23 protein-coding genes are annotated in these 24,315 nt (G+C 55.5%); 10 read left to right on the top strand and 13 right to left on the bottom strand.

Annotated features, from left to right (window positions below; all coding sequences use genetic code 11):
* Positions 1-110: 110 nt before the first annotated feature.
* From ACOTYN_RS11730 to ACOTYN_RS11720, 3 genes are all read right to left on the bottom strand, one after another.
* A complete protein-coding gene (locus ACOTYN_RS11730; RefSeq protein ID WP_045135441.1) occupies positions 111-1,433 on the bottom strand; it encodes an MFS transporter in 1,323 nt (440 codons plus the stop codon).
* Positions 1,434-1,694: 261 nt separating this feature from the next.
* Positions 1,695-2,720: an inner membrane protein YhjD gene (gene yhjD / locus ACOTYN_RS11725; RefSeq protein WP_014885592.1), complete on the bottom strand. Its 1,026-nt coding sequence runs from the start codon at positions 2,718-2,720 to the stop codon at positions 1,695-1,697.
* A gap of 50 nt (positions 2,721-2,770) precedes the next feature.
* A complete protein-coding gene (locus ACOTYN_RS11720) occupies positions 2,771-3,670 on the bottom strand; it encodes a LysR family transcriptional regulator (RefSeq protein ID WP_050861821.1) in 900 nt (299 codons plus the stop codon).
* A 119-nt stretch (positions 3,671-3,789) separates the two neighbouring features.
* Here ACOTYN_RS11720 and ACOTYN_RS11715 point away from each other — a divergent pair, with 119 nt between their 5' ends.
* The gene (locus ACOTYN_RS11715) at positions 3,790-4,548 is read left to right on the top strand and encodes an SDR family NAD(P)-dependent oxidoreductase (RefSeq protein WP_023331529.1); all 759 of its coding nucleotides are present in this window, start codon (positions 3,790-3,792) and stop codon (positions 4,546-4,548) included.
* Positions 4,549-4,721: 173 nt separating this feature from the next.
* Complete coding sequence (locus ACOTYN_RS11710) at positions 4,722-5,324, top strand: response regulator transcription factor (RefSeq protein WP_014885589.1); 603 nt, start codon at positions 4,722-4,724, stop codon at positions 5,322-5,324.
* Here ACOTYN_RS11710 and ACOTYN_RS11705 read toward each other — a convergent pair.
* Together ACOTYN_RS11705 and ACOTYN_RS11700 are read right to left on the bottom strand one after the other, a co-directional pair.
* Positions 5,303-5,641: a lysozyme gene (locus ACOTYN_RS11705; RefSeq protein WP_014885588.1), complete on the bottom strand. Its 339-nt coding sequence runs from the start codon at positions 5,639-5,641 to the stop codon at positions 5,303-5,305. The two genes, ACOTYN_RS11710 and ACOTYN_RS11705, sit on opposite strands and share 22 nt — an antisense overlap.
* A 71-nt stretch (positions 5,642-5,712) precedes the next feature.
* Positions 5,713-6,252, bottom strand: coding sequence for a GNAT family N-acetyltransferase (locus ACOTYN_RS11700; protein ID WP_014885587.1), 540 nt, complete (start codon positions 6,250-6,252; stop codon positions 5,713-5,715).
* Positions 6,253-6,398: 146 nt separating this feature from the next.
* Here ACOTYN_RS11700 and ACOTYN_RS11695 point away from each other — a divergent pair, with 146 nt between their 5' ends.
* The gene (locus ACOTYN_RS11695; RefSeq protein WP_332957798.1) at positions 6,399-7,988 is read left to right on the top strand and encodes an STY4199 family HEPN domain-containing protein; all 1,590 of its coding nucleotides are present in this window, start codon (positions 6,399-6,401) and stop codon (positions 7,986-7,988) included.
* A 53-nt stretch (positions 7,989-8,041) separates the two neighbouring features.
* Here ACOTYN_RS11695 and ACOTYN_RS11690 read toward each other — a convergent pair whose 3' ends face one another.
* The 3 genes from ACOTYN_RS11690 to ACOTYN_RS11680 form a co-directional block, all read right to left on the bottom strand.
* Complete coding sequence (locus ACOTYN_RS11690) at positions 8,042-9,691, bottom strand: alpha,alpha-trehalase (RefSeq protein WP_014885585.1); 1,650 nt, start codon at positions 9,689-9,691, stop codon at positions 8,042-8,044.
* Positions 9,692-9,876: 185 nt separating this feature from the next.
* A complete protein-coding gene (gorA, locus tag ACOTYN_RS11685; RefSeq protein WP_023331526.1) occupies positions 9,877-11,229 on the bottom strand; it encodes a glutathione-disulfide reductase in 1,353 nt (450 codons plus the stop codon).
* Between the two features lie 71 nt (positions 11,230-11,300).
* Positions 11,301-12,143, bottom strand: a complete 843-nt coding sequence (locus ACOTYN_RS11680; RefSeq protein WP_014885583.1) for a 23S rRNA (adenine(2030)-N(6))-methyltransferase RlmJ — start codon at positions 12,141-12,143, stop codon at positions 11,301-11,303.
* A gap of 206 nt (positions 12,144-12,349) precedes the next feature.
* On the opposite strand from ACOTYN_RS11680, the gene prlC reads away from it, so the two are divergent.
* Complete coding sequence (prlC, locus tag ACOTYN_RS11675) at positions 12,350-14,392, top strand: oligopeptidase A (RefSeq protein WP_023331525.1); 2,043 nt, start codon at positions 12,350-12,352, stop codon at positions 14,390-14,392.
* 6 nt (positions 14,393-14,398) lie between these two features.
* Entirely contained in the window at positions 14,399-15,151 is a 753-nt protein-coding gene (gene rsmJ, locus ACOTYN_RS11670; RefSeq protein WP_332957800.1) for a 16S rRNA (guanine(1516)-N(2))-methyltransferase RsmJ, read from the top strand.
* A gap of 97 nt (positions 15,152-15,248) precedes the next feature.
* On the opposite strand, the gene uspA is transcribed toward rsmJ, so the two are convergent.
* Positions 15,249-15,686 carry a universal stress protein UspA gene (gene uspA, locus ACOTYN_RS11665; protein ID WP_003861223.1) on the bottom strand — a complete coding sequence of 146 codons (438 nt, stop codon included), beginning with the start codon at positions 15,684-15,686 and terminating at the stop codon, positions 15,249-15,251.
* Positions 15,687-15,969: 283 nt separating this feature from the next.
* Between uspA and uspB the strand changes: the two genes are divergently transcribed.
* On the top strand, positions 15,970-16,305 hold the full coding sequence (gene uspB / locus ACOTYN_RS11660; protein WP_003861224.1) for a universal stress protein UspB: 336 nt from the start codon (positions 15,970-15,972) through the stop codon (positions 16,303-16,305).
* Between the two features lie 53 nt (positions 16,306-16,358).
* On the opposite strand, the gene pitA is transcribed toward uspB, so the two are convergent.
* Positions 16,359-17,858 carry an inorganic phosphate transporter PitA gene (pitA, locus tag ACOTYN_RS11655; RefSeq protein ID WP_332957802.1) on the bottom strand — a complete coding sequence of 500 codons (1,500 nt, stop codon included), beginning with the start codon at positions 17,856-17,858 and terminating at the stop codon, positions 16,359-16,361.
* A gap of 228 nt (positions 17,859-18,086) precedes the next feature.
* Between pitA and ACOTYN_RS11650 the strand changes: the two genes are divergently transcribed.
* Positions 18,087-19,286: an NAD(P)/FAD-dependent oxidoreductase gene (locus tag ACOTYN_RS11650; RefSeq protein WP_045135459.1), complete on the top strand. Its 1,200-nt coding sequence runs from the start codon at positions 18,087-18,089 to the stop codon at positions 19,284-19,286.
* Between the two features lie 87 nt (positions 19,287-19,373).
* Entirely contained in the window at positions 19,374-20,399 is a 1,026-nt protein-coding gene (locus ACOTYN_RS11645) for a TerC/Alx family metal homeostasis membrane protein (protein WP_014885578.1), read from the top strand.
* Positions 20,400-20,459: 60 nt separating this feature from the next.
* On the opposite strand, the gene ACOTYN_RS11640 is transcribed toward ACOTYN_RS11645, so the two are convergent.
* Entirely contained in the window at positions 20,460-21,122 is a 663-nt protein-coding gene (locus ACOTYN_RS11640) for an HAD family hydrolase (protein WP_072093626.1), read from the bottom strand.
* A gap of 321 nt (positions 21,123-21,443) precedes the next feature.
* On the opposite strand from ACOTYN_RS11640, the gene ACOTYN_RS11635 reads away from it, so the two are divergent.
* Complete coding sequence (locus ACOTYN_RS11635; protein WP_332957857.1) at positions 21,444-21,890, top strand: NlpC/P60 family protein; 447 nt, start codon at positions 21,444-21,446, stop codon at positions 21,888-21,890.
* A 5-nt stretch (positions 21,891-21,895) separates the two neighbouring features.
* Here ACOTYN_RS11635 and ACOTYN_RS11630 read toward each other — a convergent pair whose 3' ends face one another.
* On the bottom strand, positions 21,896-22,690 hold the full coding sequence (locus tag ACOTYN_RS11630; RefSeq protein ID WP_047027090.1) for an SDR family NAD(P)-dependent oxidoreductase: 795 nt from the start codon (positions 22,688-22,690) through the stop codon (positions 21,896-21,898).
* Positions 22,691-22,722: 32 nt separating this feature from the next.
* Complete coding sequence (locus ACOTYN_RS11625) at positions 22,723-23,604, bottom strand: LysR family transcriptional regulator (protein ID WP_050861827.1); 882 nt, start codon at positions 23,602-23,604, stop codon at positions 22,723-22,725.
* A 99-nt stretch (positions 23,605-23,703) separates the two neighbouring features.
* Between ACOTYN_RS11625 and ACOTYN_RS11620 the strand changes: the two genes are divergently transcribed.
* Positions 23,704-24,210, top strand: coding sequence for a phenolic acid decarboxylase (locus ACOTYN_RS11620; protein ID WP_332957805.1), 507 nt, complete (start codon positions 23,704-23,706; stop codon positions 24,208-24,210).
* Positions 24,211-24,315: the final 105 nt, after the last annotated feature.

The following is a 24,315-nucleotide window of genomic DNA, read 5'->3' as shown; positions in this document are numbered from 1 at the left end:
TATGTTCCCGGTCTGATCTGTCACCTATGTATCCGGTCATACACTGCGCTTACCCGGCCAACATTTTGAATCGTAGGCCGGGTAAGGCGTAGCCGCCACCCGGCATTAGCTTACAGTGCCTGATGCTTAGTCTCATGCGTCAGCAGCAGCGCAATCAGCGTCAGCGCCGCCATGGCCGCCAGGTAAACGCCCACGTAGAACAGACCATAATTTGCCTGCAGCCAGGTGGCGATGTATGGCGCAACGGACGCCCCCAGAATGGAAGAGACGTTGTAGGAGAACGACGCACCGGTATAACGCACTTCCGTCGGGAACAGCTCTGGCAGCAGCGCGCCCATTGGGCCGAAGGTCAGCCCCATCAGGCTAAGGCCAATCAGCAGGTAGGCCATCACCAGTGCCGGGCTACCCGAACCCAGCAGCGGCGGGAAGACGAACAGGGCAAACAGAATGATCAGCGTGGTGATCGTAATCATGCTCGTACGACGACCGAATTTATCCGCCAGCAGGCCGGCAATCGGCACCATCACACCAAACCCGATGACCGCCATCATCAACATCCACAGTACTTCGTTACGCGGCAGACCCAGCCCAACCGGCGCGGCGGCGGTACTGTAGGTCATGGAGTAAACCGTCATGATGTAGAACAGCGTATAGGTTGCCAGCATGATGAACGTGCCCAGCACGGTGACGCGGACGTGTTTGGTCAGCAGCGTGCCCAGCGGGACTTTCACCTGTTTTTTCGCCGCGGCCACTTTAGCGAACACCGGCGTCTCATGCAGGGACACGCGGACATACAGGCCAATCAGCACCAGCACGGCAGAGAAGACAAACGGAATACGCCAGCCCCAGTTCATGAACTGTTCATCCGTCAGCAGCCAGGAAAGCAGCAGGAAGGTCCCGTTGGCAAAGAAGAAGCCAATCGGCGCGCCAAGCTGCGGGAATGAACCGTACAGCGCGCGTTTACGCGGCGGGGCATTTTCGGTCGCCAGCAGCGCCGCGCCACCCCATTCACCGCCCAACCCCAGACCCTGACCAAAACGCGCCAGCGCCAGCAGGACCGGCGCCAGAATGCCAATGGTTTCGTAGGTCGGCAGCAGGCCGATCGCCACGGTGGAGATCCCCATCGTCAGCAGCGAGGCCACCAGGGTGACCTTACGACCAATACGGTCGCCAAAGTGTCCAAACAGCGCAGAGCCAATCGGACGTGCAACAAACGCGATAGCAAAGGTTGCCAGAGACTGCAGCGTCGCCGCCGTCGGGTCTCCCTGAGGGAAGAAAATATGCGGGAAGACGATGACCGCAGCGGTGGCGTAAATGTAAAAGTCGAAGAACTCAATGGCGGTGCCAATCAGCGATGCGACGACAACTTTATTGCGCGAGTTGACCGGGACGTTTTCCGCGCCAGAGTCGAGTGTTGTGGCTGTTGCTTGCATAATATTTTCTTATTTTTTATCGAACGAAAGGCCATATTACGCACAGCAAAAGCGACATTTCAATCTGTAACAAAGTCGCGTTCTGGTGATAAAAGCAACAAAAAGCGGATAATTTTCAGGCCAGCGAAAATGCTTCCATGAAATGCTTCACAGTTTTTAAATATTGGTGAATAAAACTGGTTTTTGGTTAAATAAAAGTTACGGGCTGGATTTATATGCTGAAATGATGAGTCGGGCTGAAATTTCAGCCCGAGAGAGGGGTTAGCGGTGTGTTTTTCCCGGCATGCGTGTGTCGCCTTTGTACTCGGCGGTGGCAATCCACGCGGCGCAGAACAGGGTCAGGCGGGCGAAGAAGTAGAAGAAGGCCATCAACCCCAGCACGGAGCCGAACGCCGCGCCCGACGGGGATTTCACCAGCGACGGCAGGGTGTAGGTCATCACGATTTTAATCACTTCAAAGCCTATCGCCGCAATCAGCGTTCCGCGGAGCAGGGCCTTCTTGCGCGGACGATGACGGGGCAAACGCCAGAAAATCCAGAAGAACAGCAGGTAGTTGGCGAAAATGGAAATCGCCAGCCCAATGCCGCGCCAGGCCGGTTTCAGCCATTCGATGTAATCCAGATAGAGTGCAGAGATAATCATCTGCTGTGCGGAGCCCGCCACGGAGGTAATCGAAAGCGTAACGATGAGCGCAATGAGCAGGCCAATCAGCGAAACAAAGTCGCGGAGATACTTAACCCATATTTTCTCCTGATCCTGCGGCTTACGCTCCCACACCTCACGCGACTGGGCGCGAATGGCCTCGCGGAGGTTACCCATCCAGTTTACCCCGGAGTAAAGGGCGATAAGCAAACCAACGATCCCAACGGTCGTACGTTGCTGAACAGCGGTATTAATCGTGCTTTTTAGCGTGGTGGCGAGGGTCGGGTCACTGACGTTATTCAGGATTTTATTGAAAATATCCTGCAGCAGCGTCGGGTGCGACGCGAGCACAAAACCGGCCGCTGCAAACGACACCATCAGAATGGGGATCATCGACAGGAAGGAGAAATAGGTGATGGCAGCACCAAACTGGTTCCCCATGCGGTCATTAAAGCGCTCGGTTGCACGTATCAAATGCGCAACCATGGGAAACTGCTGAATTCTTTCTGCCAGGCTGGTGACGGTGCCCAGCGTCTTGCTGGCCGCCCCTGGGGTTTTAGCCTTTTCTGGCCCGGTTTCCATCTTCTTGATGGGATCATAATCTAAATGTTGGGTGGGTCGTTGCGGGTTATTTTCCGGCGTCACGCGTCTTTTCCTTTTCGTTAGGCTGGATGTTACTGAATTATAGCTTGCGACTAATCCACGTAAGCTTTTGTGAGTTCGGTCAGCCACTCCATGAACAGATGTACCCGACGGGAGAGGTTGCGGCGATGGGGATAAATCAGGGACACGGGCATCGGTTCCGCGCGATATTGCGGGAGGATCTCAATCAGTTTTTTCGCCCGCAGTAAATCACGTACCCCAACACGTGGAACCTGAATGATGCCCAGCCCGGCAAGGCAGGCCGCCTGGTAGGTCTCCGTGCTGTTGACGGTTAATACGCCGCCCGTCTTTATCCACTGCGTTGCACTGCCGTTATAAAATTCAAAGCCCTGCGGACGGGTACCCAGCATGGCGGCGTAGTGAATCACAGCGTGTGAGCCCAAATCATCCAGCGTTTCAGGGTAGCCAAAACGCGCCAGATAATCCGGACTGGCACAGTTAATTACCGACAGTTTCCCCAGCGGCCGGGCAATTAACCCTGAATCTTTCAGGGAGCCCACGCGGACCACGCAATCAAACCCTTCGCGAATCACATCCACCAGACGATCGCTGCTGCTGAGTTCCAGCTCAATACCCGGGTACTGCTGCAAAAAAGTCGGCAGTCTGGGGATGACTAAATTTCGAGCAACGCCGACGGGCATATCCACGCGCAGCCTTCCGCTTATGGTGGAGGGATCGTGCTGAAACAGTCCGTCCAGTTCATCAAGGTTTGCCAGCAGATCTTTTGCCCGTTCGTAATAGACCATGCCGTCCTGCGTCAGGCTGACGCGACGCGTGGTCCGGTGCAACAGCTGGGTGCCAAGGCGGTTTTCTAGGGCCTGAATTTGCCGCGAAACGCTGCCTTTCGGCAGCGTTAAGGTTTCTGCAGCACGGGAAAAACTTTCCAGTTCCGCGACGCGCACAAACAGCTGCATTGCGTGAATTTTATCCATAGATGAAGCTCATTGTTGTTGCTGTTGAAACAGTGAAGCGTTTTAAACCCTCTTTATTGATCTTCTATCACCTAATAAGCTCTTTCTCAATCTCCATAACAGCCAAAACGAGGTTTATGATGACTGAACGTATCGCATTAGTGACGGGTGGTAGCCGTGGTTTGGGTAAAAACGCGGCGTTGAAGCTGGCGGCAGACGGAACGGGAATTGTTCTGACGTACCACAGCAATCAGCAGGACGCGCTGGAGGTTGTTCGCGAAATTCAGGAAAAAGGCGTGAATGCTGCAGCATTACAGCTCAACGTCGGTGATATTGCCAGCTTCGATAAGTTTGCTCAGCAGCTTCAGGAAATCCTTAAGACCGTCTGGCAACGCGACACCTTTGATTATTTATTGAACAATGCCGGGACGGGTTTATATGCACCCTATACCGACACAACGGAAGCCCAGTTTGATGAGGCGATGAATATTCATTTCAAAGGGCCTTTCTTCCTGACACAGCGCCTGCTGCCTCTGCTGAATGACGGAGGCCGGATCCTCAACGTCTCCAGCGGGCTGGCCCGATTTACCCAGCCAGGCTCCGGTACCTATGCAGCGATGAAAGGGGCGATGGAGGTGTTGACCCGCTATCAGGCGAAGGAGCTGGGTGCGCGTGGTATCTCCGTCAATATTATCGCGCCGGGCGCGATAGAAACCGACTTTGGCGGTGGACGCGTTCGCGACAACGCGCAGCTTAATCAGATGCTGGCATCACAGACGGCGCTGGGGCGGGTGGGGTTGCCGGACGATATCGGCGATGCCATCGCGGCACTGCTCAGCGATAAGCTGGGCTGGATGAATGCGCAACGTATTGAGGTGTCAGGCGGTATGTTCCTGTGAGGCCTGCTGTTAAGGGGAGGGAACCCCTTAAGGAAATCCTTAAAACTGATGTGTCAAAGTACGGGCAAATATAAAAACCACTCGCGGATTTGTAACCTCTCCATTCATTGAGTTTTTTCTTAAATACTGCCTCTGTAGAATCCCCCTTCGCTATTCTCAGAGGGAGAAAAACGATGCGAGTAATCATGTTTGACAGGCAGTCGATATTTATTCATGGAGCGATACACGGTCTGCAGGAGTTAATTCCTGAAATAAATATAACGGGCGCTTGTCAGGCGGACGATTTATGGGGGCAAATATCTGCTTCACCGTCTGCTATCGTGATGATTGACGGCAATTTGATCCAGGAAGAGGAGAGTGCTTTCCTGGAAGAGCTTATGGATTCCTTCCCGGCGATACGGGTGATTATGGTTCTGGCAAGAAAAGAGGCCAGATGGGTTGAGCAGCTCATGCAGCGAAACGTGATGGCCATTATCCCCCGTAACGCTAACCCCGAACGGTTTGCCGCCGTGCTGGATTCCGTGTCGAGAGGGATGGTCTGCTTTCCCGGGGAGTGGGTTAGCCAGCAATCATCAGCACAGCCGTTACTCTGTTTAAGCGAGCGTCAGCGCGAGGTACTCAAACTGCTGGCAGCGGGGGAGTCAAATAAAGAGATTGGCCGCAATCTCAACATCAGCGCGGCCACGGTAAAAGCGCATCTGGAAGCACTTTTTCGGCGGCTGGAGGTGAAAAACCGGACCCAGGCGGCCATGTACTATACCCGGGCGATAGCCTGATACAGCGCGTTCAGACGTGAAGGCGTCTCGGCGAAACTGAATATCAATACTACCAATGCATCATGCTGCTGTTGGGTTAATGGGCGTGTTATATTTTCCCGCAGCAGCCTCTCACATAACTGAATATCTTCCTGAAGCAAACATTCTGCCTGAAGCGGAGTAATGCCACCGTGAAAATTGTCCTCCTCATGGATCGCATGTCCATAGCCGATCACCCATAAACCATTTTCATCACGATATTTCTCCAGTGAAAGCCCCTGATGCTTCTTTATTAAATCAATGGCGGCATAAGAGATATTCAGCGCATGACCTTTCATATTCATTTCCTCGTAATGGCGATACTGTAGAGGAATTGAACAATGAAGAATATCCGCCAAATGGCTGTTGATCAGGCGTTATGGTTCAGATATTCGTGCCGCAATAAACCCAATAACCAGTCATTTTGCCAGCGTCCGGAAAGGTAATAGCTCTCGCGAAGCTCCCCCTCCAGACGAAAGTGGGCTTTTTCCAGCAGACGTCTGGAGGCGACATTTCCCGCCGTGACGGTGGCGGTGAGCCGACGTAGTCCGCCCTCACGAAAGGCGTAATCGCAAAGCGCCTGCAGGGATTCGAAACCGTAACCTTTCCCCTGCGCCTCGGGTGCAAAAAGAAAGCCCACTTCAGCGCAATCGTCCTCACGATGAATATACCCGGTCACGCCCAGCGGTGCCTGAGAGGTGGCATCACGGACGACGAGACACAGCCAGTGCGTGCTGCCCGGCGTCCAGAGGGGCAGACGAGAATCAAACGCCTCACGAATCGCGGCAACGGGACGGTCTTCCGCCACAAAGCGCATCACGTCAGGATGTTGCTGCAACGCCAGAAAAAAGGGCCAGTCATGCTCCTGCAGAGGCGAGCAGTTCAGGCGTGAAGTCATTAAAACCGGCATTAAGATTCTCCTGAAACATTTTTAATGATTTTAGGGTTGTCACTTTATTTCAACAGAAAGTCAGGTATGGTTAAGCATGTATAAATAAAAGAAAAATGGCCATAAGTGCCCATTCCTGATGTCTTCGTTGTCGCTTAAGGAAAACAATGACTCTCAGCACATCACATCATATTCGCGAACAGTTTGAACACTGTCTGGCGGTCATTCGCCAGGCGTCGGTTGAAATTTTGCTTCTCCTGAATGTACATGTTTCTGAGGGAAAAGATCCACGCTGGCTCCTGGAACAACTGGATAGCGCACGTTTAGCGCTCGGGGGATGGGCAGCCGTTGCGAAGACGCTCAATCTGAATGATGCCGAGATGTCGGAATTTACGCTGCAGCTGCGCCTGCTGCAGCAGCGCGTTCCAAAGTATGAAAGCGGGCAGGATGTCAGCGAAAACCAGCTGATTGCGGCGATGCGCTTTGTGACCACGCTGGAACATCTTCGTTTGCAGCAGCCGTTGCTGACTTACAGCACGGAGCTGGCAACGGGTAGCGAACTGCAGCAACAGCAGGCGCACAAGCAGGTTCGCGCCATTGAGCTGATGATTAAAGGACTTATTCAGCAGGCCTGGCCCGATCAGGTGCGGCTCAATAATCATCTCAAGACCTTATTTAATGCCGACCGGGTAAGACGCTGGCTGAAGCTCGGGGAGATCAACGATATCCTGAGTGGGATGATGTTCAGTGAACTGGCGCAGATGCTGGTGGATAAAAAAGAGTTCAGCCGGTATTACGCCTCGCTGTTTAACGATCCTGCCATGCTGACGCTCCTGGTAGAACCGCGTAAAACGCTGCAAACCTTCCTTGATGATATTCGGCAAATTCGCAACAACATCACGGTTCAGAAAACGTTAAGTTCGGCGCAAATTCAGCTGCTGGATAACTACTACATGCAGATATCCCGACCGGTTCAACGTGCATTCGAAGAGGGGAGAACGCGCGTCAACCCGGCCGGATTGATGGCGGTGGACGCCAGTGAACTGCACACTTTCTGGGAAAAGGCGCAGAAAATGGATCGGGTTACCGGTGGCGATCTGTTTGAGGTTCGTGACACGATTGAAAAGCCGACCCAGCGCGCGCCGCGCACGCCCGAACAGCGTGAGCAGCTTATCTCCGGTGCGTTATGGGGCGCGGTTGGCGTGATGGTAATCGCCATCCTGGTGGGCGGCTTCTGGCTGGTGACCAGCAGCAAACCGCAGTCGTCGGCCGAACACACTGCGCAAGCGGCTCCGCCGAAAGATATGCGCGAAACCCCTTCTGCGCGCGAGACGCTGACCCGCATGGGGGTGACCTGGGACGACAATAATTTCCGTTCAGCGATTAACCGCAACGATACTCGTGTCGCGCAGCTCTTTTTGCAGGGCGGGATGGACTGGAAGCTGTCATGGACCGAAGAGGCGATGTCGGCAGGCCATGACGACGTGCTGGAGCTCATGCTGCGCTACCGACGGAACATGACGGAAGAGAAGCCATGCCGTCGCTTTATCAACACGCTCAGCCACGCGATGTCGAACGGTGAATCCCTGACCTCAGTGCGTAAAGCGTATCTCAAAGCGTTCTGCACCGTGCCCGCCGTGGTGAAGCGCCAGCAGCACGATCTGGATATGGCTACGCGGCGTGCGCAGTCGCAACCGGATGCCACCACGAAAAAATGGCAGTCCATTCAGACTGCCATTTATGAGGTGATTCGCTGAACCCTTTACCCTATGGGAGAGGGCCGGGGTGAGGGCACCAGACCGCACCCCACTCAAGGCTCCCCATACAACCCTATCAGCCGTCGCACTACGCCGTTGGTCCAGCCGAAGCCGTCCTGAAGGGGATACTCACCCCCGCCACCCTCGCGTGGCGTACTGCTGGCGATATGATACTTCTCAATCAGCTTGTGGTGGGTCTTATAAAAATGATTCACCGTCTGCAGCCAGCTCCAGGCGATCTCATCGCCCAGTGAGTCATTGCCATACTGCTTGAACCCCTGAATGGCCATCCACTGCAGCGGGGCCCAGCCGTTGGGTTTATCCCACTGTTCGCCGGTTTCATACTCGGTTGCCAGAATCCCGCCCGGCGTCAGCAGTCGCGTTTTCACCGCATCCGACAGTCGATCGGCCTGTTCATGCGTGGCCATACCGACGTACAGCGGCACAATGCTCGCCGCAGAGAACAGCGCCATCACTTCGCGGCGCCAGTCATAGTCGCGATAGCAGCCGCTTTCTTCATCCCAGAGGTAGCGGTTAATCGCGGCGCGGCGATCGCTGGCCTTCTGATGGAACAGTTCAGCGGTCTCTTTATCCCCTTTCGACGCCGAGATATTGGCGATAGTACTCTCCAGCTTGAACAGGAAGGCATTCAAATCGATCGGGATAAACTGCGTGGTGCGAATGCTGGCCAGTCGGCCAGGCTCACGCAGCCAGCGGGAGGAGTAATCCCAGCCGGAGGCCGCACCCGCGCGCAAGTCACGATACACTTCGTTTGGCGGACGTCCGGAGTGACGGGCCGTTTCTACGTCCTCAATCCACGATTCGTCCCGGGGCGTGTCGCGGTCGTCCCAGTAGCGGTTGAGCAATGATCCATCCGGCATACGTACCGCGCTGCGATAGGCCTGATTAAGCAGCAGCGACTCGGCACCGTCCATCCAGAAGGCGTGCTCCATCTTGAGGTGCTCAAGGTAACGCTTCGCGCCGCGTACCCCGTCCTCTTCAAACAACTCGACCATCAGGGCAAAGACCGGCGGCTGAGAGCGGCTGAGGTAATAGGTACGGTTACCGTTTGGGATATGCCCGTAGCGTTCGATCAGCCACGCGAAGTTATCCGCCATACACTTCAGCAGGTCGTTACGTCCGCTCTCCGCCAGCCCCAGCATGGAGAAATAGGAGTCCCAGTAATAGGTCTCACTGAATCGCCCGCCGGGCACAATATAGGCCTGCGGTAACACCAGCAGAGAGGACCAGGGGATATGGTCCTGCGGTTCGCGCGTCAGCACCGGCCACAGGCTGTCAATGTGCTCTTTTAGCGACAGACCGGGGTCAGAAACATATTCCGTGCCGTAGGTGGCCGGTAGCCAGAAGTGGTTCTCTACAAACTGGCGCAGGTCGAAATCCCGGTGACGTTTCACTTTACGATAGCGGATCAGGATATCCAGCGGGTCCATCTTCGGCGCGCAGTCAGGGAAGGTTTTGCTGTCCGCGAACAGGCGTGTTGACTGAACATGCTCGAACAGTTCCAGATAGCGATCGGCGGGCGTCAGGGCATCGGAGGCGGGTAGCCCCTCGATCATTTCGGGTTCCGGCTCCGCCTCAATCATTTCATCCAGTTTCAACTCGCAGGGATCGGTCTCGTAGCGCAGCTCTTCTGCGATCTCGAATTCGATATTCTCGGTAGCCTGTAGTTTCTGGTTGAACATGGTGATAGGGACCTCCGGTTGTGTGTACTTAAAGACAGTTTTTTTCCGGGCGTCTTATAAGCGTAGACATTCGCTTCGGTAGATGGGGAGGGAAATGTGCGGTAGATCACTATTTTCGGAGCATTCGTTTTGCAACGATTTATGAATGTGAATAAAAAAAGCCCCTCCGGGGAGGGGCTTCTGCCTTAACGCATGGTAACAAATTCTTCCGCGGCGGTTGGATGGATTGCCACGGTGTTGTCGAAGTCTTTCTTGGTCGCGCCCATTTTCAGCGCCACGGCGAAGCCCTGCAGGATCTCATCCATGCCGAAGCCAATGCCGTGGATACCCACAATCTTCTCGTCCGGGCCCACGCAGACCAGCTTCATGCGGCATGGCTGACGGTGAGAGGTGACGGCGGTATACATCGCGGTGAACGCGGATTTATACACTTTCACCTGGTCGTCGCCATACTGCTCGCGCGCCTGCGGCTCGGTTAAGCCAACGGTGCCGATGGGCGGATGGCTGAAGACCACGGTCGGGATGTTGGTGTAATCGAGATGCTCGTCAGGCTTGTTGTTAAACAGACGTTCGGAGAGACGACGTCCCGCCGCAACGGCCACCGGGGTCAGCTCTACGGCACCGGTGTTATCGCCAACTGCGTAAATGCCCGGTACGCTGGTGTTCTGGAACTTATCGACGACGATATAACCTTTTTCGTCGGTTTTCACGCCGGTCACGGCCAGGTTAAAGTTGTCATTCGCTGGTTCACGACCAATCGCCCAGATCAGGCAGTCGACGGTCTGGCTGCGGCCATCTTCCAGCTCCAGCGTCAGGCTGCCGTCCGCATTTTTCACTACCGCTTTCGGCACCGCGTGGGTGTGGAGTGTTGGGCCTTCAGCGTTCATGACTTCAACCAGCGTCTCGACAATCAGCGGGTCAAAGCTGCGCAGCGGCGCGTGTTTACGCACAAACAGGTGCGCTTCCGCGCCAAGGCCGTTGATCACGCCCGCCAGTTCTACCGCAATGTAACCCGCGCCAACCACGGCAACGCGCTTAGGCAGCGCAGGCAGTTCAAAGAAACCGTCTGAGTCGATGCCGTATTCCACGCCCGGAATGTCCGGGTGGCTCGGACGACCGCCGGTGGCGATCAGGATATGATCGGCGGTGATCGTCTCACCGTTCACTTCGATCGTTTTCGCATCCACAAAGCGGGCAAAGCCGTGGATCACATCGACGTTGTTCTTACCCAGCACGTTGTCGTAGGAGGTGTGAATACGGTCGATGTAGGCGGTACGGCTGGCGATCAGCTTGTCCCAGTCAAAGTGATTGAGGGTGGTATCAAAGCCGTAATCCGGGCCGTACATATGGATCGCTTCGCGGATTTGCGCCGCGTGCCACATCACCTTCTTCGGTACACAACCCACGTTCACGCAGGTGCCGCCCAGCGCTTTAGCTTCGATCAGCGCACATTTCTGGCCATACATGGCCGCGCGGTTGATGGAGGCGATGCCGCCGCTGCCGCCGCCGATTGCGATGTAGTCATAATGCTTAGTCATAGCTTTTATCCTTAATCGTGAATTGCCGCGATTGTATACCTGAAATCAATAGTTTCCACCGATGGCTGCGATTACTCCGGCACGATCCAACTGACGGTGGCGTGGCCTGTACCCGCAGGCACCAGCGTTTTGTGCAGCCACGGCAGTACGTTGTTCATCTGCGCTTCGAGCTTCCACGGCGGGTTAATCACAATCATGCCGGAGGCGGTCATGCCGCGCTGGTCGCTGTCCGGGCGCACGGCCAGCTCAATCTGGAGGATTTTGCGGATCCCGGTCGCTTCCAGATCTTTGATCATGCGTTTGATTTGCGCGCGCAGCACCACCGGGTACCACAGGGCGTAAGTGCCGGTGGCAAAACGTTTGTAGCCTTCGTGGATGCCGGTCACCACCGCCTGATAGTCGGTTTTGATTTCGTACGGCGGATCGATCAGCACCAGGCCGCGGCGGGAAACGGGCGGCAGTTTGGCTTTCAGCTGCTGGTAGCCGTCGGCTTTCTCCACGCGGGCGCGGTTATCTTTCTGAAATTCAGAGCGCAACAGCGGGAAATCGCTGGGATGCAGTTCGGTCAGCTGAATGCTGTCCTGCTCGCGCAGCAGCTGGCGGGCAATCAGCGGTGAGCCTGGGTAGTAGCGCAGCTGGCCGTTGCGGTTGAAGTGGTTCACCACGCCGATGTACGGTTCCAGTTCGGCTGGCAGGTCGTCCTGCTGCCAGATGCGGGCGATCCCTTCCAGATATTCACCGGTACGCTCGGCATGCTCGCCGCTCAGCTGATAACGGCCCGCGCCCGCGTGGGTGTCCAGATAGAGAAACGGCTTCTCTTTCTCTTTGAGCGATTCAATGATCAGGCTCTGAACGGTGTGTTTGAGGACGTCGGCATGGTTGCCAGCGTGGAAGCTGTGGCGATAACTGAGCATGGGTAATGATTTTCCGCTGAATTGACGATTTGCCACAGTTTACAGCAGAACGGCACAGATTACCCGCAGGCCCGGTAAGCGCAGCGCCACCGGGCGCTTTTCCACGACGTCCGGCATTGAAATCCTCTACACTTAACCCCATTAATTAATGATATGCACAGCGCCGGATGCGCGCTTCATTCACCTATTTCAACAGGACAGCGTTTATGACCAATCCATTACTGACGCCTTTTTCGTTGCCGCCGTTTTCTAAAATCCTCCCTGAGCATGTGGTTCCAGCCGTTACGCAATCGCTGGACAACTGCCGCGCGGCGGTAGAAAGCGTGGTGGCGCAGGGCGCACCGTACACCTGGGAAAATCTGTGTCAGCCGCTGGCCGAAGTGGACGACGTGCTGGGACGTATCTTCTCCCCGGTAAGCCACCTGAACTCGGTGAAAAACAGCCCGGAACTGCGCGAGGCCTATGAACAAACCCTGCCGCTGCTCTCGGAGTACAGCACCTGGGTCGGCCAACACGAAGGGCTGTACAAAGCGTATCGCGATCTGCGTGACGGCGACCATTACGCCGAGCTGAACACGGCGCAGAAAAAATCGGTCGATAACGCCCTGCGTGATTTCGAGCTGTCCGGGATTGGTCTGCCAAAAGAGAAGCAGGTTCGCTACGGTGAAATCGCCGCGCGCCTGTCCGAGCTGGGCAACCAGTACAGCAACAACGTCCTCGACGCCACCATGGGCTGGACGAAGCTGATTACCGATGAATCCGAGCTGGCCGGGATGCCGGAAAGCGCGCTGGCAGCAGCGAAAGCGCAGGCCGAAGCGAAAGAGCAGGAAGGCTATCTGTTAACGCTGGATATCCCAAGCTACCTGCCGGTAATGACCTACTGCGACAACCAGGCCCTGCGTGAAGAGATGTACCGCGCCTACAGCACGCGCGCCTCCGATCAGGGGCCGAATGCCGGTAAGTGGGACAACAGCCCGGTGATGGCGGAAATCCTCGCCCTGCGTCACGAGCTGGCACAGCTGCTGGGCTTCGAAAACTACGCCGACAAATCCCTCGCCACCAAAATGGCGGAGAACCCACAGCAGGTGCTCGACTTCCTGACCGATCTGGCAAAACGCGCCCGTCCTCAGGGTGAGAAAGAGCTGGCTCAGCTGCGTGCTTTTGCGAAAGCGGAGTTCGGCGTGGACGAGCTGCAGCCGTGGGATATTGCGTACTACAGCGAAAAACAGAAGCAGCATCTTTACAGCATCAGCGACGAGCAGCTGCGCCCGTACTTCCCGGAAAACAAAGCCGTTAACGGCCTGTTCGAAGTGGTGAAGCGCATCTACGGCATCACAGCCAAAGAGCGAACCGATATCGACGTCTGGCATCCGGACGTGCGCTTCTTCGAATTGTATGACGACAAGAATGAGCTGCGCGGCAGCTTCTACCTTGATCTCTACGCGCGTGAGAATAAGCGTGGCGGAGCGTGGATGGATGACTGCGTCGGCCAGATGCGTAAAGCCGACGGTTCTCTGCAAAAGCCGGTCGCTTACCTGACCTGTAACTTTAACCGTCCGGTGAATGGCAAACCTGCGCTGTTCACTCACGACGAAGTGATCACCCTGTTCCACGAGTTCGGTCACGGTCTGCATCACATGCTGACCCGCATCGAAACCGCAGGCGTGGCTGGCATCAGCGGGGTACCGTGGGATGCGGTCGAGCTGCCAAGCCAGTTTATGGAAAACTGGTGCTGGGAGCCGGACGCGCTGGCGTTTATCTCTGGTCACTATGAGACCGGCGAACCGTTGCCGAAAGAGCTGCTGGATAAAATGCTGGCGGCCAAGAACTACCAGGCAGCGATGTTCATCCTGCGTCAACTGGAGTTCGGCCTGTTTGATTTCCGTCTGCACGCCGAGTTTAGCCCGGAACAAGGGGCGAAAATCCTCGAAACGCTGGCCGAGATTAAAAAGCAGGTTGCTGTGATCCCTGGGCCAACCTGGGGCCGCTTCCCGCATGCGTTCAGTCACATCTTCGCAGGCGGCTATGCGGCAGGTTACTACAGCTACCTGTGGGCCGACGTGCTGGCAGCGGATGCTTTCTCCCGCTTCGAAGAAGAGGGGATCTTCAACCGTGAAACCGGCCAGTCGTTCCTCGATAACATCCTGACCCGCGGCGGTTCTGAGGAGCCAATGGTACTGTTCAAACGCTTCCGTGGCCGCGAGCCGCAGCTGGATGCGATGCTTGAGCATTACGGGATCAAAGGCTGATAGTTCGTGAAAATCTGCTTAGTGGATGAAACAGGCGCCGGAGACGGCGCCTTATCTGTTCTGGCGACCCGCTGGGGGCTGGAGCACGATGAAGATAACCTGATGGCGCTGGTGATGACACCGGAGCATCTTGAATTACGTAAGCGCGACGAAGCGAAACTCGGCGGGATTTTTGTCGATTTTGTCGGCGGTGCGATGGCGCACCGGCGCAAGTTCGGCGGCGGTCGCGGCGAGGCGGTGGCCAAAGCGGTGGGGGTTAAAGGGAACTATCTTCCGGACGTGGTCGATGCCACGGCGGGGCTGGGTCGCGATGCGTTTGTGCTGGCGTCTGTTGGCTGTCGTGTGCGAATGCTGGAGCGTAACCCGGTGGTCGCCGCATTGCTCGACGACGGGCTGACGCGTGGCTACGCGGACCCGGAAATCGGCCCGTGGCTGCAGGAGCGGTTGCAGTTGATCCACGCCTCCAGCCTGACGGCGCTCACTGATATCACCCCGCGCCCGCAGGTGGTCTATCTCGACCCGATGTTCCCGCATAAGCAGAAAAGCGCGCTGGTGAAGAAAGAGATGCGGGTGTTTCAGTCGCTGGTGGGGCCGGATTTAGATGCAGATGGTCTGCTGGAGCCTGCCCGACAGCTCGCAACGAAGCGGGTGGTGGTGAAGCGCCCTGACTACGCGCCGCCCCTGGCGGACGTGGCCACGACTAACGCGGTGACCACGAAAGGGCACCGGTTTGATATCTATTCAGGTACACCGGAATAAAAAAAGCCGGGTGGCGGCTTCGCCTTACCCGGCCTACATCCTCGATCTATTCCTTCTCCCTTTGGGAGTGGGTTAGGGTGAGGGGAATTTAACGCACTTACTCGTCTTCTTCGTCACGCAGTGGAACAATAAGCATATCCACGTGAACGGTGTTGATCAGCTGGCGCGCGGACGACATCAGCTTGCTCCAGAAGTCCTGGTGGTGACCGCATACGACCAGGTCCATGTCATATTTCTTAATCGCATCAACCAATACCTGACCCAGGTCGCCGCTGCCGCTCAGGGTCTCGGTAATCGGGTAGCCCGCGTTGGTGGACAGTTCGCTCAGGGCGTGATGCGTCTCTTCGGAGATGCGCTTCTGCATATCGCCGAGATTCACGTCGATCAGACCGGTATAGAGGTCGGAGTAATTCACATCAACGTGAATCAGGGAAACTTTCGCGTTGTAGGGGCGTGCCATGGATACCGCTTTATCAACCAGCACTTTGCTCTCCGGAGAGAGGTCTACCGCGATGAGAATGTGTTTGTAAGCCATAGTGTTACTCCTTCCTTAAGTTATCGATGACTAAATGAGAATGCCGTCGTCTGATACTTTCATTACGGCCCAGTTAAACATATTTTTCAAGCTTTGGTGTTGATAACGATTAACCTTGTGGCAAAAAAATTAACGGATCTCCTACACTATTTAATGAGCCGTTCGGATATTAAAACGCGAACCGGATCGACTTTTGGTCATTCTTTCACTGAACTGTCTGTCAGGGCATTGGGGTGCGGGAGCTCAGGAGCCTTGCTCCGTGGGCGGACGCCGGGGAGGATGTATGATTAGCACCGTCGCATTGTTTTGGGCGTTATGCGTAGTTTGCATAGTGAATATGGCGCGCTACTTCTCATCGTTACGTGCGCTGTTAGTGGTACTTCGTGGTTGCGATCCGTTGCTTTATCAGTATGTGGACGGTGGAGGGTTCTTCACATCGCATGGACAGCCCAGCAAACAGATGCGACTGGTGGGATACATCTACTACCAGCGTTACCGCGATCATCACGATGAAGAGTTTATCCGTCGCTGCGAGCGTCTGCGTCGGCAGTTCATTCTGACCAGCGCCCTGTGCGGGCTGGTTGTGGTCAGTATGATTGCATTGATGATTTGGCACTGAGCATAAAAAAAGCGGGTCAGTTTCCTGACCCGCTTTTTGTCGCCTTCAGCTGATTAGATCAGCTTCAGCGAAATCCAGTACAGACCACCAGACAGCAGGATGGACGCCGGAAGGGTGAACACCCAGGCCATCAGGATGTTGGTCACGGTTTTGCGCTGCAGACCGCCACCGTCAACAATCATGGTACCTGCCACGGACGAGGAGAGTACGTGGGTGGTGGATACCGGCATCCCGGTGTAGCTCGCCAGGCCGATAGAAACCGCCGCCGTCATCTGCGCGGACATCCCCTGCGCATAGGTCATGCCTTTCTTACCGATCTTCTCGCCGATGGTGGTTGCAACACGACGCCAGCCAATCATTGTACCGATACCCAGTGCCAGCGCGACGGCCATGATGATCCAGATTGGCGCGTACTCAATGGTGTTGAGCATATCGCTTTTCAGTTTCTTCAGAAGACGTTTGTCGTCGGCATTCACCTCTGGCAGTTTCGCGACTTTATCGGTCACGTCAGAGATGCAGAGCATGATACGACGCAGCTGACCACGCTGTTCAACGGCCAGTTTGTCGTAGCTTTCGATATCGCCCAGCATGCCTTTGGCGCGTTCCAGCGCGTTAATCGCGTTTGCCGGATGGCAGTGGAATTCGCCCGGCGCGGTAGTTGCACCGGCTTCCGGAGATGGGATCAGCTGATCAACGCCGGTCGCTTTTTTCAGCAGATAGGGATGCTGCTGGAAATAGGTCTCAACGTTGTTGACGGCATCACGGGTACGGGTGATTTCGTAACCAGAGGCGTTCATGTTAACCACGAAACCTGCCGGTGCGACACCGATCAGTACCAGCATCACCAGACCAATGCCTTTCTGCCCATCGTTCGCGCCATGAGAGAAGGCCACGCCGATAGCGGAAATGATCAGCGCGATACGCGTCCAGAATGGCGGTTTTTTCTTACCGTCTTTCTTCTCACGCTCTGCTGGCGTCAGGTGGATGCGCGCACGTTTCTTGGTGTTGCTCCAGTAGCGACGCAGGATGAAAATCAATCCACCCGCAACCACCAGACCCACAATTGGAGAGATGATCAGAGAACCGAAAATGCCCAGTACTTTAGGCAGGTTCAGCGCATCAACGACGGATGTCCCGGTCATCAGGGCGTTCGTTAACCCGATACCGATAATCGCGCCGATGAGAGTGTGAGAGCTGGATGCAGGCAGGCCAAAATACCAGGTACCGAGGTTCCAGATAATGGCAGCAAGCAGCATTGAGAACACCATGGCAAGGCCATGACCGGAACTCACGTTAAGCAGCAGATCCGTTGGCAACATATGCACGATCGCATACGCCACGCTCAGTCCGCCCAGAAGGACACCAAAAAAGTTAAATACCGCCGCCATAACAACCGCAAGTTGCGATCGCATTGCGCGAGTGTAGATAACCGTTGCTACTGCGTTTGCAGTGTCGTGGAAGCCGTTGATCGCTTCGTAAAACAGTACAAAAACCAGAGCAAGCAATAATAAAAGCCCGGTATGTAAATCCAGGCCGGCAAACAAATGTAGCATAGGACGTTACGCCATTTTGAGGACATGAACGCGGCGCATTATCCAGGACAAATGCGCAACGGGCAAAGTGAAATATAGACTTTTTTTGACATACCACCTGATTTGAGAAAAGTGCTTGAAGGGATAATCGTTAAATTTCAATGGAATGGCTTTGTAAGAACTTTTTACGCTGGTGTGACCACAGAGGAAACTTTACAATCCGCGGCAGTTAACGAAGAGGATTTTGACGTGGAAAGGTTTGATGCCGTGGTAATTGGCGCCGGTGCGGCGGGTATGTTTTGTGCGGCGATGGCCGGACAGGCGGGTCGTCGTGTGCTGTTACTGGACAACGGAAAAAAGCCTGGCCGCAAGATCCTGATGTCGGGCGGTGGGCGTTGTAACTTCACCAATCTTTATGTCGAACCCGCGGCGTATTTGAGCCAAAACCGTCATTTTTGCAAATCTGCACTGGCGCGTTACACCCAGTGGGACTTTATCGACCTGGTGGGCAAGCACGGCATCGCGTGGCATGAAAAGACGCTGGGACAGCTGTTCTGCGACGACTCCGCGCAGCAGATTGTCGATATGCTGGTCGCCGAGTGCGAGAAGGGCGGCGTGGTGATGCGTCTGCGCACGGAAGTGCTGGAGGTCGCCCGCGACGAACAGGGGTACACGCTGCAGCTGAACGGTGAAACCGTCAGTGCTGATAATCTGGTCATCGCCAGCGGTGGCCTCTCTATGCCGGGTCTGGGCGCGTCCCCGTTCGGCTATAAGATTGCCGAGCAGTTTGGTCTTAAGGTACTGCCCACGCGCGCGGGTCTGGTGCCGTTCACGCTGCACAAACCCCTTCTTGAACAGCTTCAGACGCTTTCTGGCGTCTCCGTTCCTTCCGTCATGACTGCCGAAGACGGGACGGTATTCCGTGAAAACCTGCTCTTTACCCATCGGGGGCTCTCTGGCCCGGCGGTACTGCAAATCTCCAGCTACTGGCAGCCGGGTGAATTTGTCACGGTGAATCTGGTGCCGGACTGCGACCTGGACGCGTTCCTCAACGAGCAGCGCGAGGCGCACCCGAATCAGAGCCTGAAAAACACGCTGGCGATGCAGCTGCCAAAACGTCTGGTGGAGTGCCTTCAGGTGCTGGGGCAGATCCCGGACGTATCGCTTAAGCAATTGAACAGCCGCGAGCAAGAGACGCTGGTGGAGACGCTGACAAACTGGCGCGTTCAGCCAAACGGCACCGAGGGGTACCGCACGGCGGAAGTGACGCTGGGCGGCGTTGATACAAATGAACTCTCCTCGCGCACCATGGAAGCCCGCAACGTGCCGGGGCTCTACTTTATCGGCGAAGTGATGGACGTCACCGGCTGGCTCGGCGGGTATAACTTCCAGTGGGCGTGGGCAAGTGCCTGGGCGTGTGCGCAGGCGCTGGCCGAAAAGAACAGTTAATATTTATTTTTTTTGCGTGCTGTGCCCTTAACGGGCTCGCGCTTTTTATTGTCTGCATGGTGTTTTGTATCCAAAAAAGGGTTGTGTATGTCAGCTGCTCATCTCGGTTTCCCGACGGAAACCGTTGTTGTCTTTGTGGTGATGGCCGTTGGGGCGATGTTTATCGACCTCTTTATGCACCGTCACGATAAACCTGTCTCGCTGAAAAGCGCGGCGATGTGGTCCATCTTCTGGGTCATGATGGCGATGGCGTTCGCCGGGTTCCTGTATGTCCACCACGGTGCAGAGATGGCGAGCCTGTTCCTCACCGGCTATGCGCTGGAAGAGGTGCTTTCCGTCGATAACCTGTTTGTGATGATGGCGATTTTCGCCTGGTTCGGCGTGCCGGATAAGTACCGTCACCGCGTGCTCTACTGGGGTGTGCTGGGGGCGATTGTTTTCCGCGGTATTTTCGTGGCGATCGGAACCAGCCTGCTGAGCCTGGGGCCGTACGTGGAGGTCATTTTTGCGCTGGTTGTCGGCTGGACGGCGGTGATGATGCTCAAACGCAATGAAGAGAGTGACGAAGTGGAAGATTACTCCGGCCATCTCGCGTACCGCCTGGTGAAGCGCTTCTATCCGGTCTGGCCGAAAATCAGCAGCAATGCCTTTATCCTGACCCAGAAAGAGGTGGATGCGGAGCTTGAAAAGCCGGAAAACCAGGACGTCATGGTCGGGCGCGTGAAGAAGGCGAAACGCTACGCGACGCCGCTGCTGCTTTGCGTGGCAGTGGTGGAACTTTCTGACGTGATGTTCGCATTTGACTCCGTACCGGCCATTATTGCCGTGAGCCGCGAGCCGCTGATTATCTATAGCGCCATGATGTTCGCCATTCTCGGCCTGCGTACCCTCTACTTTGTGCTGGAAGCGCTGAAGCAGTATCTGGTCCACCTTGAGAAAGCCGTGGTGTTGCTGCTGTTCTTCGTGGCGTTCAAGCTGGGGTTAAATGCCACCGATCACTTCTGGCATCACGGGTACAGCATTGGCGCGACGGCGAGCCTGTTTGTGGTCTTAGGCGTGCTGGCGCTGGGGATTATTGCGAGCGTGATGTTCCCTGGGAAACGTGAGGCCTGATGCTTTGCCTTTCTCCCTCTCCCCGTGGGAGAGGGCTGGGGTGAGGGCACCAGACCGCACCTAACCCTTAATCGGCGAATTCCGGCGCTTGCGCGGGTGGTGGAAATGCCGCCAGTGAGGATCCTGCGCCGCGGCCAGCAGCTCGTGGTCGCCGCGGGTATCTCCCCAGGCGCGCAGGTGATAGGCCTTCAGATCGCCATACACTTTTTCCAGTCTTGCGACTTTCTGGGCACAGCGGCAGTTATTGCCGGTGATGCGTCCTGTCAGCTTGCCGTCTTTCACTTCCAGCTGGGTGCCAATCAGCTTAATACCGAGCTTATCCGCCCAGGGCTGAAGCACCAGCGCCGGAGAGGCAGAACAGATCGTCACCTCCGCACCGGAATTCACCTCCGCCGCCACGGCCAGAACCCCTTCGGGGCGCATCAGCTTGTTCCAGTATTTTTCGCAAAATGCTTCCGCCTGCTGGCGCAGCCAGTGCTCATCCACTCCCGTCAGGAATGTTTTGATCAGCACTTCCTTGAGCTCATCCCGGGTCAGCTTGCGGCGAACGCAGTGCAGCGTAGGTAACGCCATGCGCACCAGGCGGCCTGCGAAGTAGCGTTTCCCAAAGGCAAAACGCAGGAAAGGGATAAAGCTATCGTGGTGCGTTAGTGTCCCATCAAAATCAAAGACAGAGAGCACGCTGGATTTAGCCACCGTCTCGTCGGCAATCATATTGGTCATAAATACGTCTTAGCTGAAATACACATTCTGCGGATCAGTTTACCTGCTTTATCTGAACAGTCCTTACATCACCACTCTTTTTTTCACGATCTTGCGATCTAAAAGTGAGTCCATTTTTGGCCTCGATAGTCGTTGGTGAAAAAATGAGCTGTCTATATTATCGCCACATCGAAAGATATTTCGGGGGAACATTGGCCCCCACGCGTAAGGAAAAATTCACTCTAAGCCACAATTTTTGATATGACGTTAAGATCGCTTATTTCAATCCTCACACTCAGTTTTGCTTCGTTTTCTGCAATGAGTTTTCAACTGCCTGCATCGATGATCTCGATGAATTCTGCGTTTGCGGAATCACCCGCGAAATCGGCGCTGTTTCATCAGGAAACGGGCCCGCTGCGCTCGCGCATTCTCGATCAATACCAGAAGTGGAAGGGAACCCAGTATCAGTGGGGCGGCACGAGCCACCGCGGCGTGGATTGCTCTGCACTGATGCAGCACCTGTTCAGCGATGCGGCGAATCTTAATTTGCCGCGCACGACCAGCGAGCAAATCCATCGCGGCGTGCAGGTGGCGCAGTACCGTCTTAAGGCCGGCGACCTGGTCTTCTTCCAGACGGGGCCAAACCGAAAGCATGTCGGTGTCTACATCGGTGACAACCGGTTTATTCACGCCTCCAGCAGCCAGGGGGTGGCGGTGTCAACCCTGACCGATGACTACTGGCAAGCACATAACATCACGGCCCGCCGCGTGACGGGCAGTGCGGCGTAACGGGATCAGATGATGTCATCCACCACGCCACCGTCAACGCGCAACGCTGCGCCCGAGGTGGCGGAGGCCTGAGGCGAACAGACATAAATCACCATATTGGCCACCTCTTCTACCGTGGCCGCACGCTGGATAACCGAGCTGGGGCGGTTGGCCATGACAAATTCTTTCGCCAGCTGCTCCAGCGATTTCCCGGTTTTCTCGATTTCATCTTTCATCATTTCAGCGAAACCGTCCGACAGGGTGGGCCCCGGCAGTACGCTGTTCACCGTCACGCCGCTTCCCGCCACGAACTTCGCCAGCCCGCGCGCGAGCGAGAGCTGTGCCGTTTTGGTCACCCCGTAGTGGATCATATCCGCCGGAATATTGCATGCCGATTCGGAAGAGATAAACACCACCCGTCCCCAGCCTTTTTTCACCATGCCTGGCAGCAGAGCGCGGGAAAGACGCACGCCGGACATCACGTTGGTCTGCCAGTAACGCTCCCAGGTTTCATCGTCGGTGCTATAGAAGTCCTGCGGGCCGTAAATTCCGGCGTTGTTCACCAGAATATCGACATCACTTGCGACCTTCAGCAGCGACTCCACCCCTTCTGCCGTACTGAGATCGGCAATGGCGGCACGCACCTGTACGCCGGGTACAACCTGCTGTAACTGCTGAATACCCTTGTTCACCGAGTCGATGCTGCGGCCATTCACGATCACTTCCGCGCCGCTTTCCGCCAGGCCTCTGGCAATGGCGAACCCGATACCGCCGGTTGAGGCAGTCACCAGCGCCACTTTCCCCGCAAAGTCGATTTTCATCTTCTGCTCCTTATCGTTTTAGCGTTCGGACCTTAAAGCGTAGCAGGTGGTGATGACGGCTCCTGACTAAAAAGGCGCAGCAGGGTTTCAACCTGCTCATCCAGCGGGGCGAGGGTACGTTTCACGATCAAATGCAGCGGCGTGGCCCGGCGGACACCGTGGTTCAGCGGAAGGATTTTCAGTAAGCCTCGCTCCAGCAGGGGCTGGATGCGTTCCTCTGGCAGCCAGCCGTAGCCGACCTGAGAGACAACCGCCTCTATGGCAGCATCAATGGTGGAGAACGTCCACGACTCGCCGGCAGCCCGCGCGGCGTTCTGGCTGTCCGCAATCTGGATAAGCGGCCACGGGCGCAGCATCTCATCATTAAGCGGTGCATCAAGACAAAAGAGCGGATGCTGGTAATGCGCCACGGCGACAAAGTCGATATTCATCAGCCACTCGCCAAGCCCGGTAATGTCCTGGCGGCGGGTCAGGACCATCACGTCCGCTTCGTCGTTTATCGTGTCCGCGCGGCTATTTTCCAGCACCTCGGTAAGGCGCACCTGGGTTTGCGGATACCGTTGCTGGAATTGTCTTAAAATCGCGAACAGCCTGCGGCGGGGAAAAATACTGTCTACGATCAGATCGACTCGGGTGCGCATGCCGCTATGCAGCGTCGCGGCGCGCGTCTCAACATAAGAGAACGCTTTCAGCAGCGGTTTTACCTGATTCAGCAATAATTCTCCTGCGGGCGTGAGGACTGCCCGTCTCCCTTCCACCACCAGCAGCGCAATGCCCAGGCGCTCCTGGAGTAAAGAGAGGTTGTAACTGACGGAAGACTGGCTGCGGTGTGTCTGTTCTGCCGCTTTGGCAAAACTCCCGGCCTCGACCACTTTTTCCAGGAGTGACCACTGTTCAAGAGTTGTTTTATGCATGACATATCTAATTTTTGAATTAATTTGATTCAAACATAGCGTTATTCATTCATTTTTTGAAGGGGTACGATACGTTCATCAAAACAAAGGAGACACATCATGAGCAACTTCGACAAACATGACTTAAGCGGCTTCGTCGGCAAACATCTGGTTTATACCTACGATAACGGCTGGAACTACGAGATTTACGTCAAAAATGAAAACACCCTCGACTACCGTATTCACAGCGGCCTGGTCGGAAACCGTTGGGTAAAAGATCAGCAGGCGTATATCGTTCGCGTCGGGGAGAGCATCTATAAAATCTCCTGGACAGAGCCAACCGGTACTGACGTGAGCCTGATAGTTAACCTGGGCGACAACCTGTTCTACGGCACCATCTTCTTCCCGCGCTGGGTAATGAACAATCCGGAAAAAACCGTCTGTTTCCAGAACGATCATATTCCGCTGATGAATAGCTATCGCGATGCCGGTCCGGCATATCCCACAGAAGTGATTGATGAATTCGCGACAATCACCTTTGTGCGCGACTGTGGTCCAAATGATGACAGCGTGATTGCCTGTGCGGCCAGCGAGTTACCTGAAAACTTTCCAGAAAACTTAAAATAAGCGCGACAATTAACTAAAAAGAAAAGTTCCCGGCTATTTCATATTATTTTGAAATGGCCGGGATTTTTTTTGTTTGTTGATGTTTGGTTTAAATCATTTCCTGGC

Source organism: Enterobacter cloacae complex sp. IR5458 (genome assembly GCF_049238025.1).
GTDB lineage: Bacteria > Pseudomonadota > Gammaproteobacteria > Enterobacterales > Enterobacteriaceae > Enterobacter > Enterobacter kobei.
The sequence above is the reverse complement of the archived record's forward strand: the minus strand, read 5'-3'. Positions and strand labels throughout refer to the sequence as shown.

Excerpts from the sequence above, each read along its gene's own strand:
- ACOTYN_RS11710 (WP_014885589.1), top strand. The coding sequence starts at position 4,722 with ATGCGAGTAATCATGTTTGACAGGCAGTCGATATTTATTCATGGAGCG.
- ACOTYN_RS11630 (WP_047027090.1), bottom strand. The coding sequence starts at position 22,690 with ATGAAAATCGACTTTGCGGGGAAAGTGGCGCTGGTGACTGCCTCAACC.
- ACOTYN_RS11635 (WP_332957857.1), top strand. The coding sequence starts at position 21,444 with ATGATCTCGATGAATTCTGCGTTTGCGGAATCACCCGCGAAATCGGCG.
- ACOTYN_RS11720 (WP_050861821.1), bottom strand. The coding sequence starts at position 3,670 with ATGGATAAAATTCACGCAATGCAGCTGTTTGTGCGCGTCGCGGAACTG.
- ACOTYN_RS11715 (WP_023331529.1), top strand. The coding sequence starts at position 3,790 with ATGACTGAACGTATCGCATTAGTGACGGGTGGTAGCCGTGGTTTGGGT.
- ACOTYN_RS11640 (WP_072093626.1), bottom strand. The coding sequence starts at position 21,122 with ATGACCAATATGATTGCCGACGAGACGGTGGCTAAATCCAGCGTGCTC.
- gorA (WP_023331526.1), bottom strand. The coding sequence starts at position 11,229 with ATGACTAAGCATTATGACTACATCGCAATCGGCGGCGGCAGCGGCGGC.
- ACOTYN_RS11695 (WP_332957798.1), top strand. The coding sequence starts at position 6,399 with ATGACTCTCAGCACATCACATCATATTCGCGAACAGTTTGAACACTGT.
- ACOTYN_RS11700 (WP_014885587.1), bottom strand. The coding sequence starts at position 6,252 with ATGCCGGTTTTAATGACTTCACGCCTGAACTGCTCGCCTCTGCAGGAG.
- prlC (WP_023331525.1), top strand. The coding sequence starts at position 12,350 with ATGACCAATCCATTACTGACGCCTTTTTCGTTGCCGCCGTTTTCTAAA.
- ACOTYN_RS11680 (WP_014885583.1), bottom strand. The coding sequence starts at position 12,143 with ATGCTCAGTTATCGCCACAGCTTCCACGCTGGCAACCATGCCGACGTC.
- ACOTYN_RS11625 (WP_050861827.1), bottom strand. The coding sequence starts at position 23,604 with ATGCATAAAACAACTCTTGAACAGTGGTCACTCCTGGAAAAAGTGGTC.
- ACOTYN_RS11620 (WP_332957805.1), top strand. The coding sequence starts at position 23,704 with ATGAGCAACTTCGACAAACATGACTTAAGCGGCTTCGTCGGCAAACAT.
- ACOTYN_RS11690 (WP_014885585.1), bottom strand. The coding sequence starts at position 9,691 with ATGTTCAACCAGAAACTACAGGCTACCGAGAATATCGAATTCGAGATC.
- uspA (WP_003861223.1), bottom strand. The coding sequence starts at position 15,686 with ATGGCTTACAAACACATTCTCATCGCGGTAGACCTCTCTCCGGAGAGC.
- ACOTYN_RS11705 (WP_014885588.1), bottom strand. The coding sequence starts at position 5,641 with ATGAAAGGTCATGCGCTGAATATCTCTTATGCCGCCATTGATTTAATA.
- ACOTYN_RS11730 (WP_045135441.1), bottom strand. The coding sequence starts at position 1,433 with ATGCAAGCAACAGCCACAACACTCGACTCTGGCGCGGAAAACGTCCCG.
- uspB (WP_003861224.1), top strand. The coding sequence starts at position 15,970 with ATGATTAGCACCGTCGCATTGTTTTGGGCGTTATGCGTAGTTTGCATA.
- pitA (WP_332957802.1), bottom strand. The coding sequence starts at position 17,858 with ATGCTACATTTGTTTGCCGGCCTGGATTTACATACCGGGCTTTTATTA.
- ACOTYN_RS11645 (WP_014885578.1), top strand. The coding sequence starts at position 19,374 with ATGTCAGCTGCTCATCTCGGTTTCCCGACGGAAACCGTTGTTGTCTTT.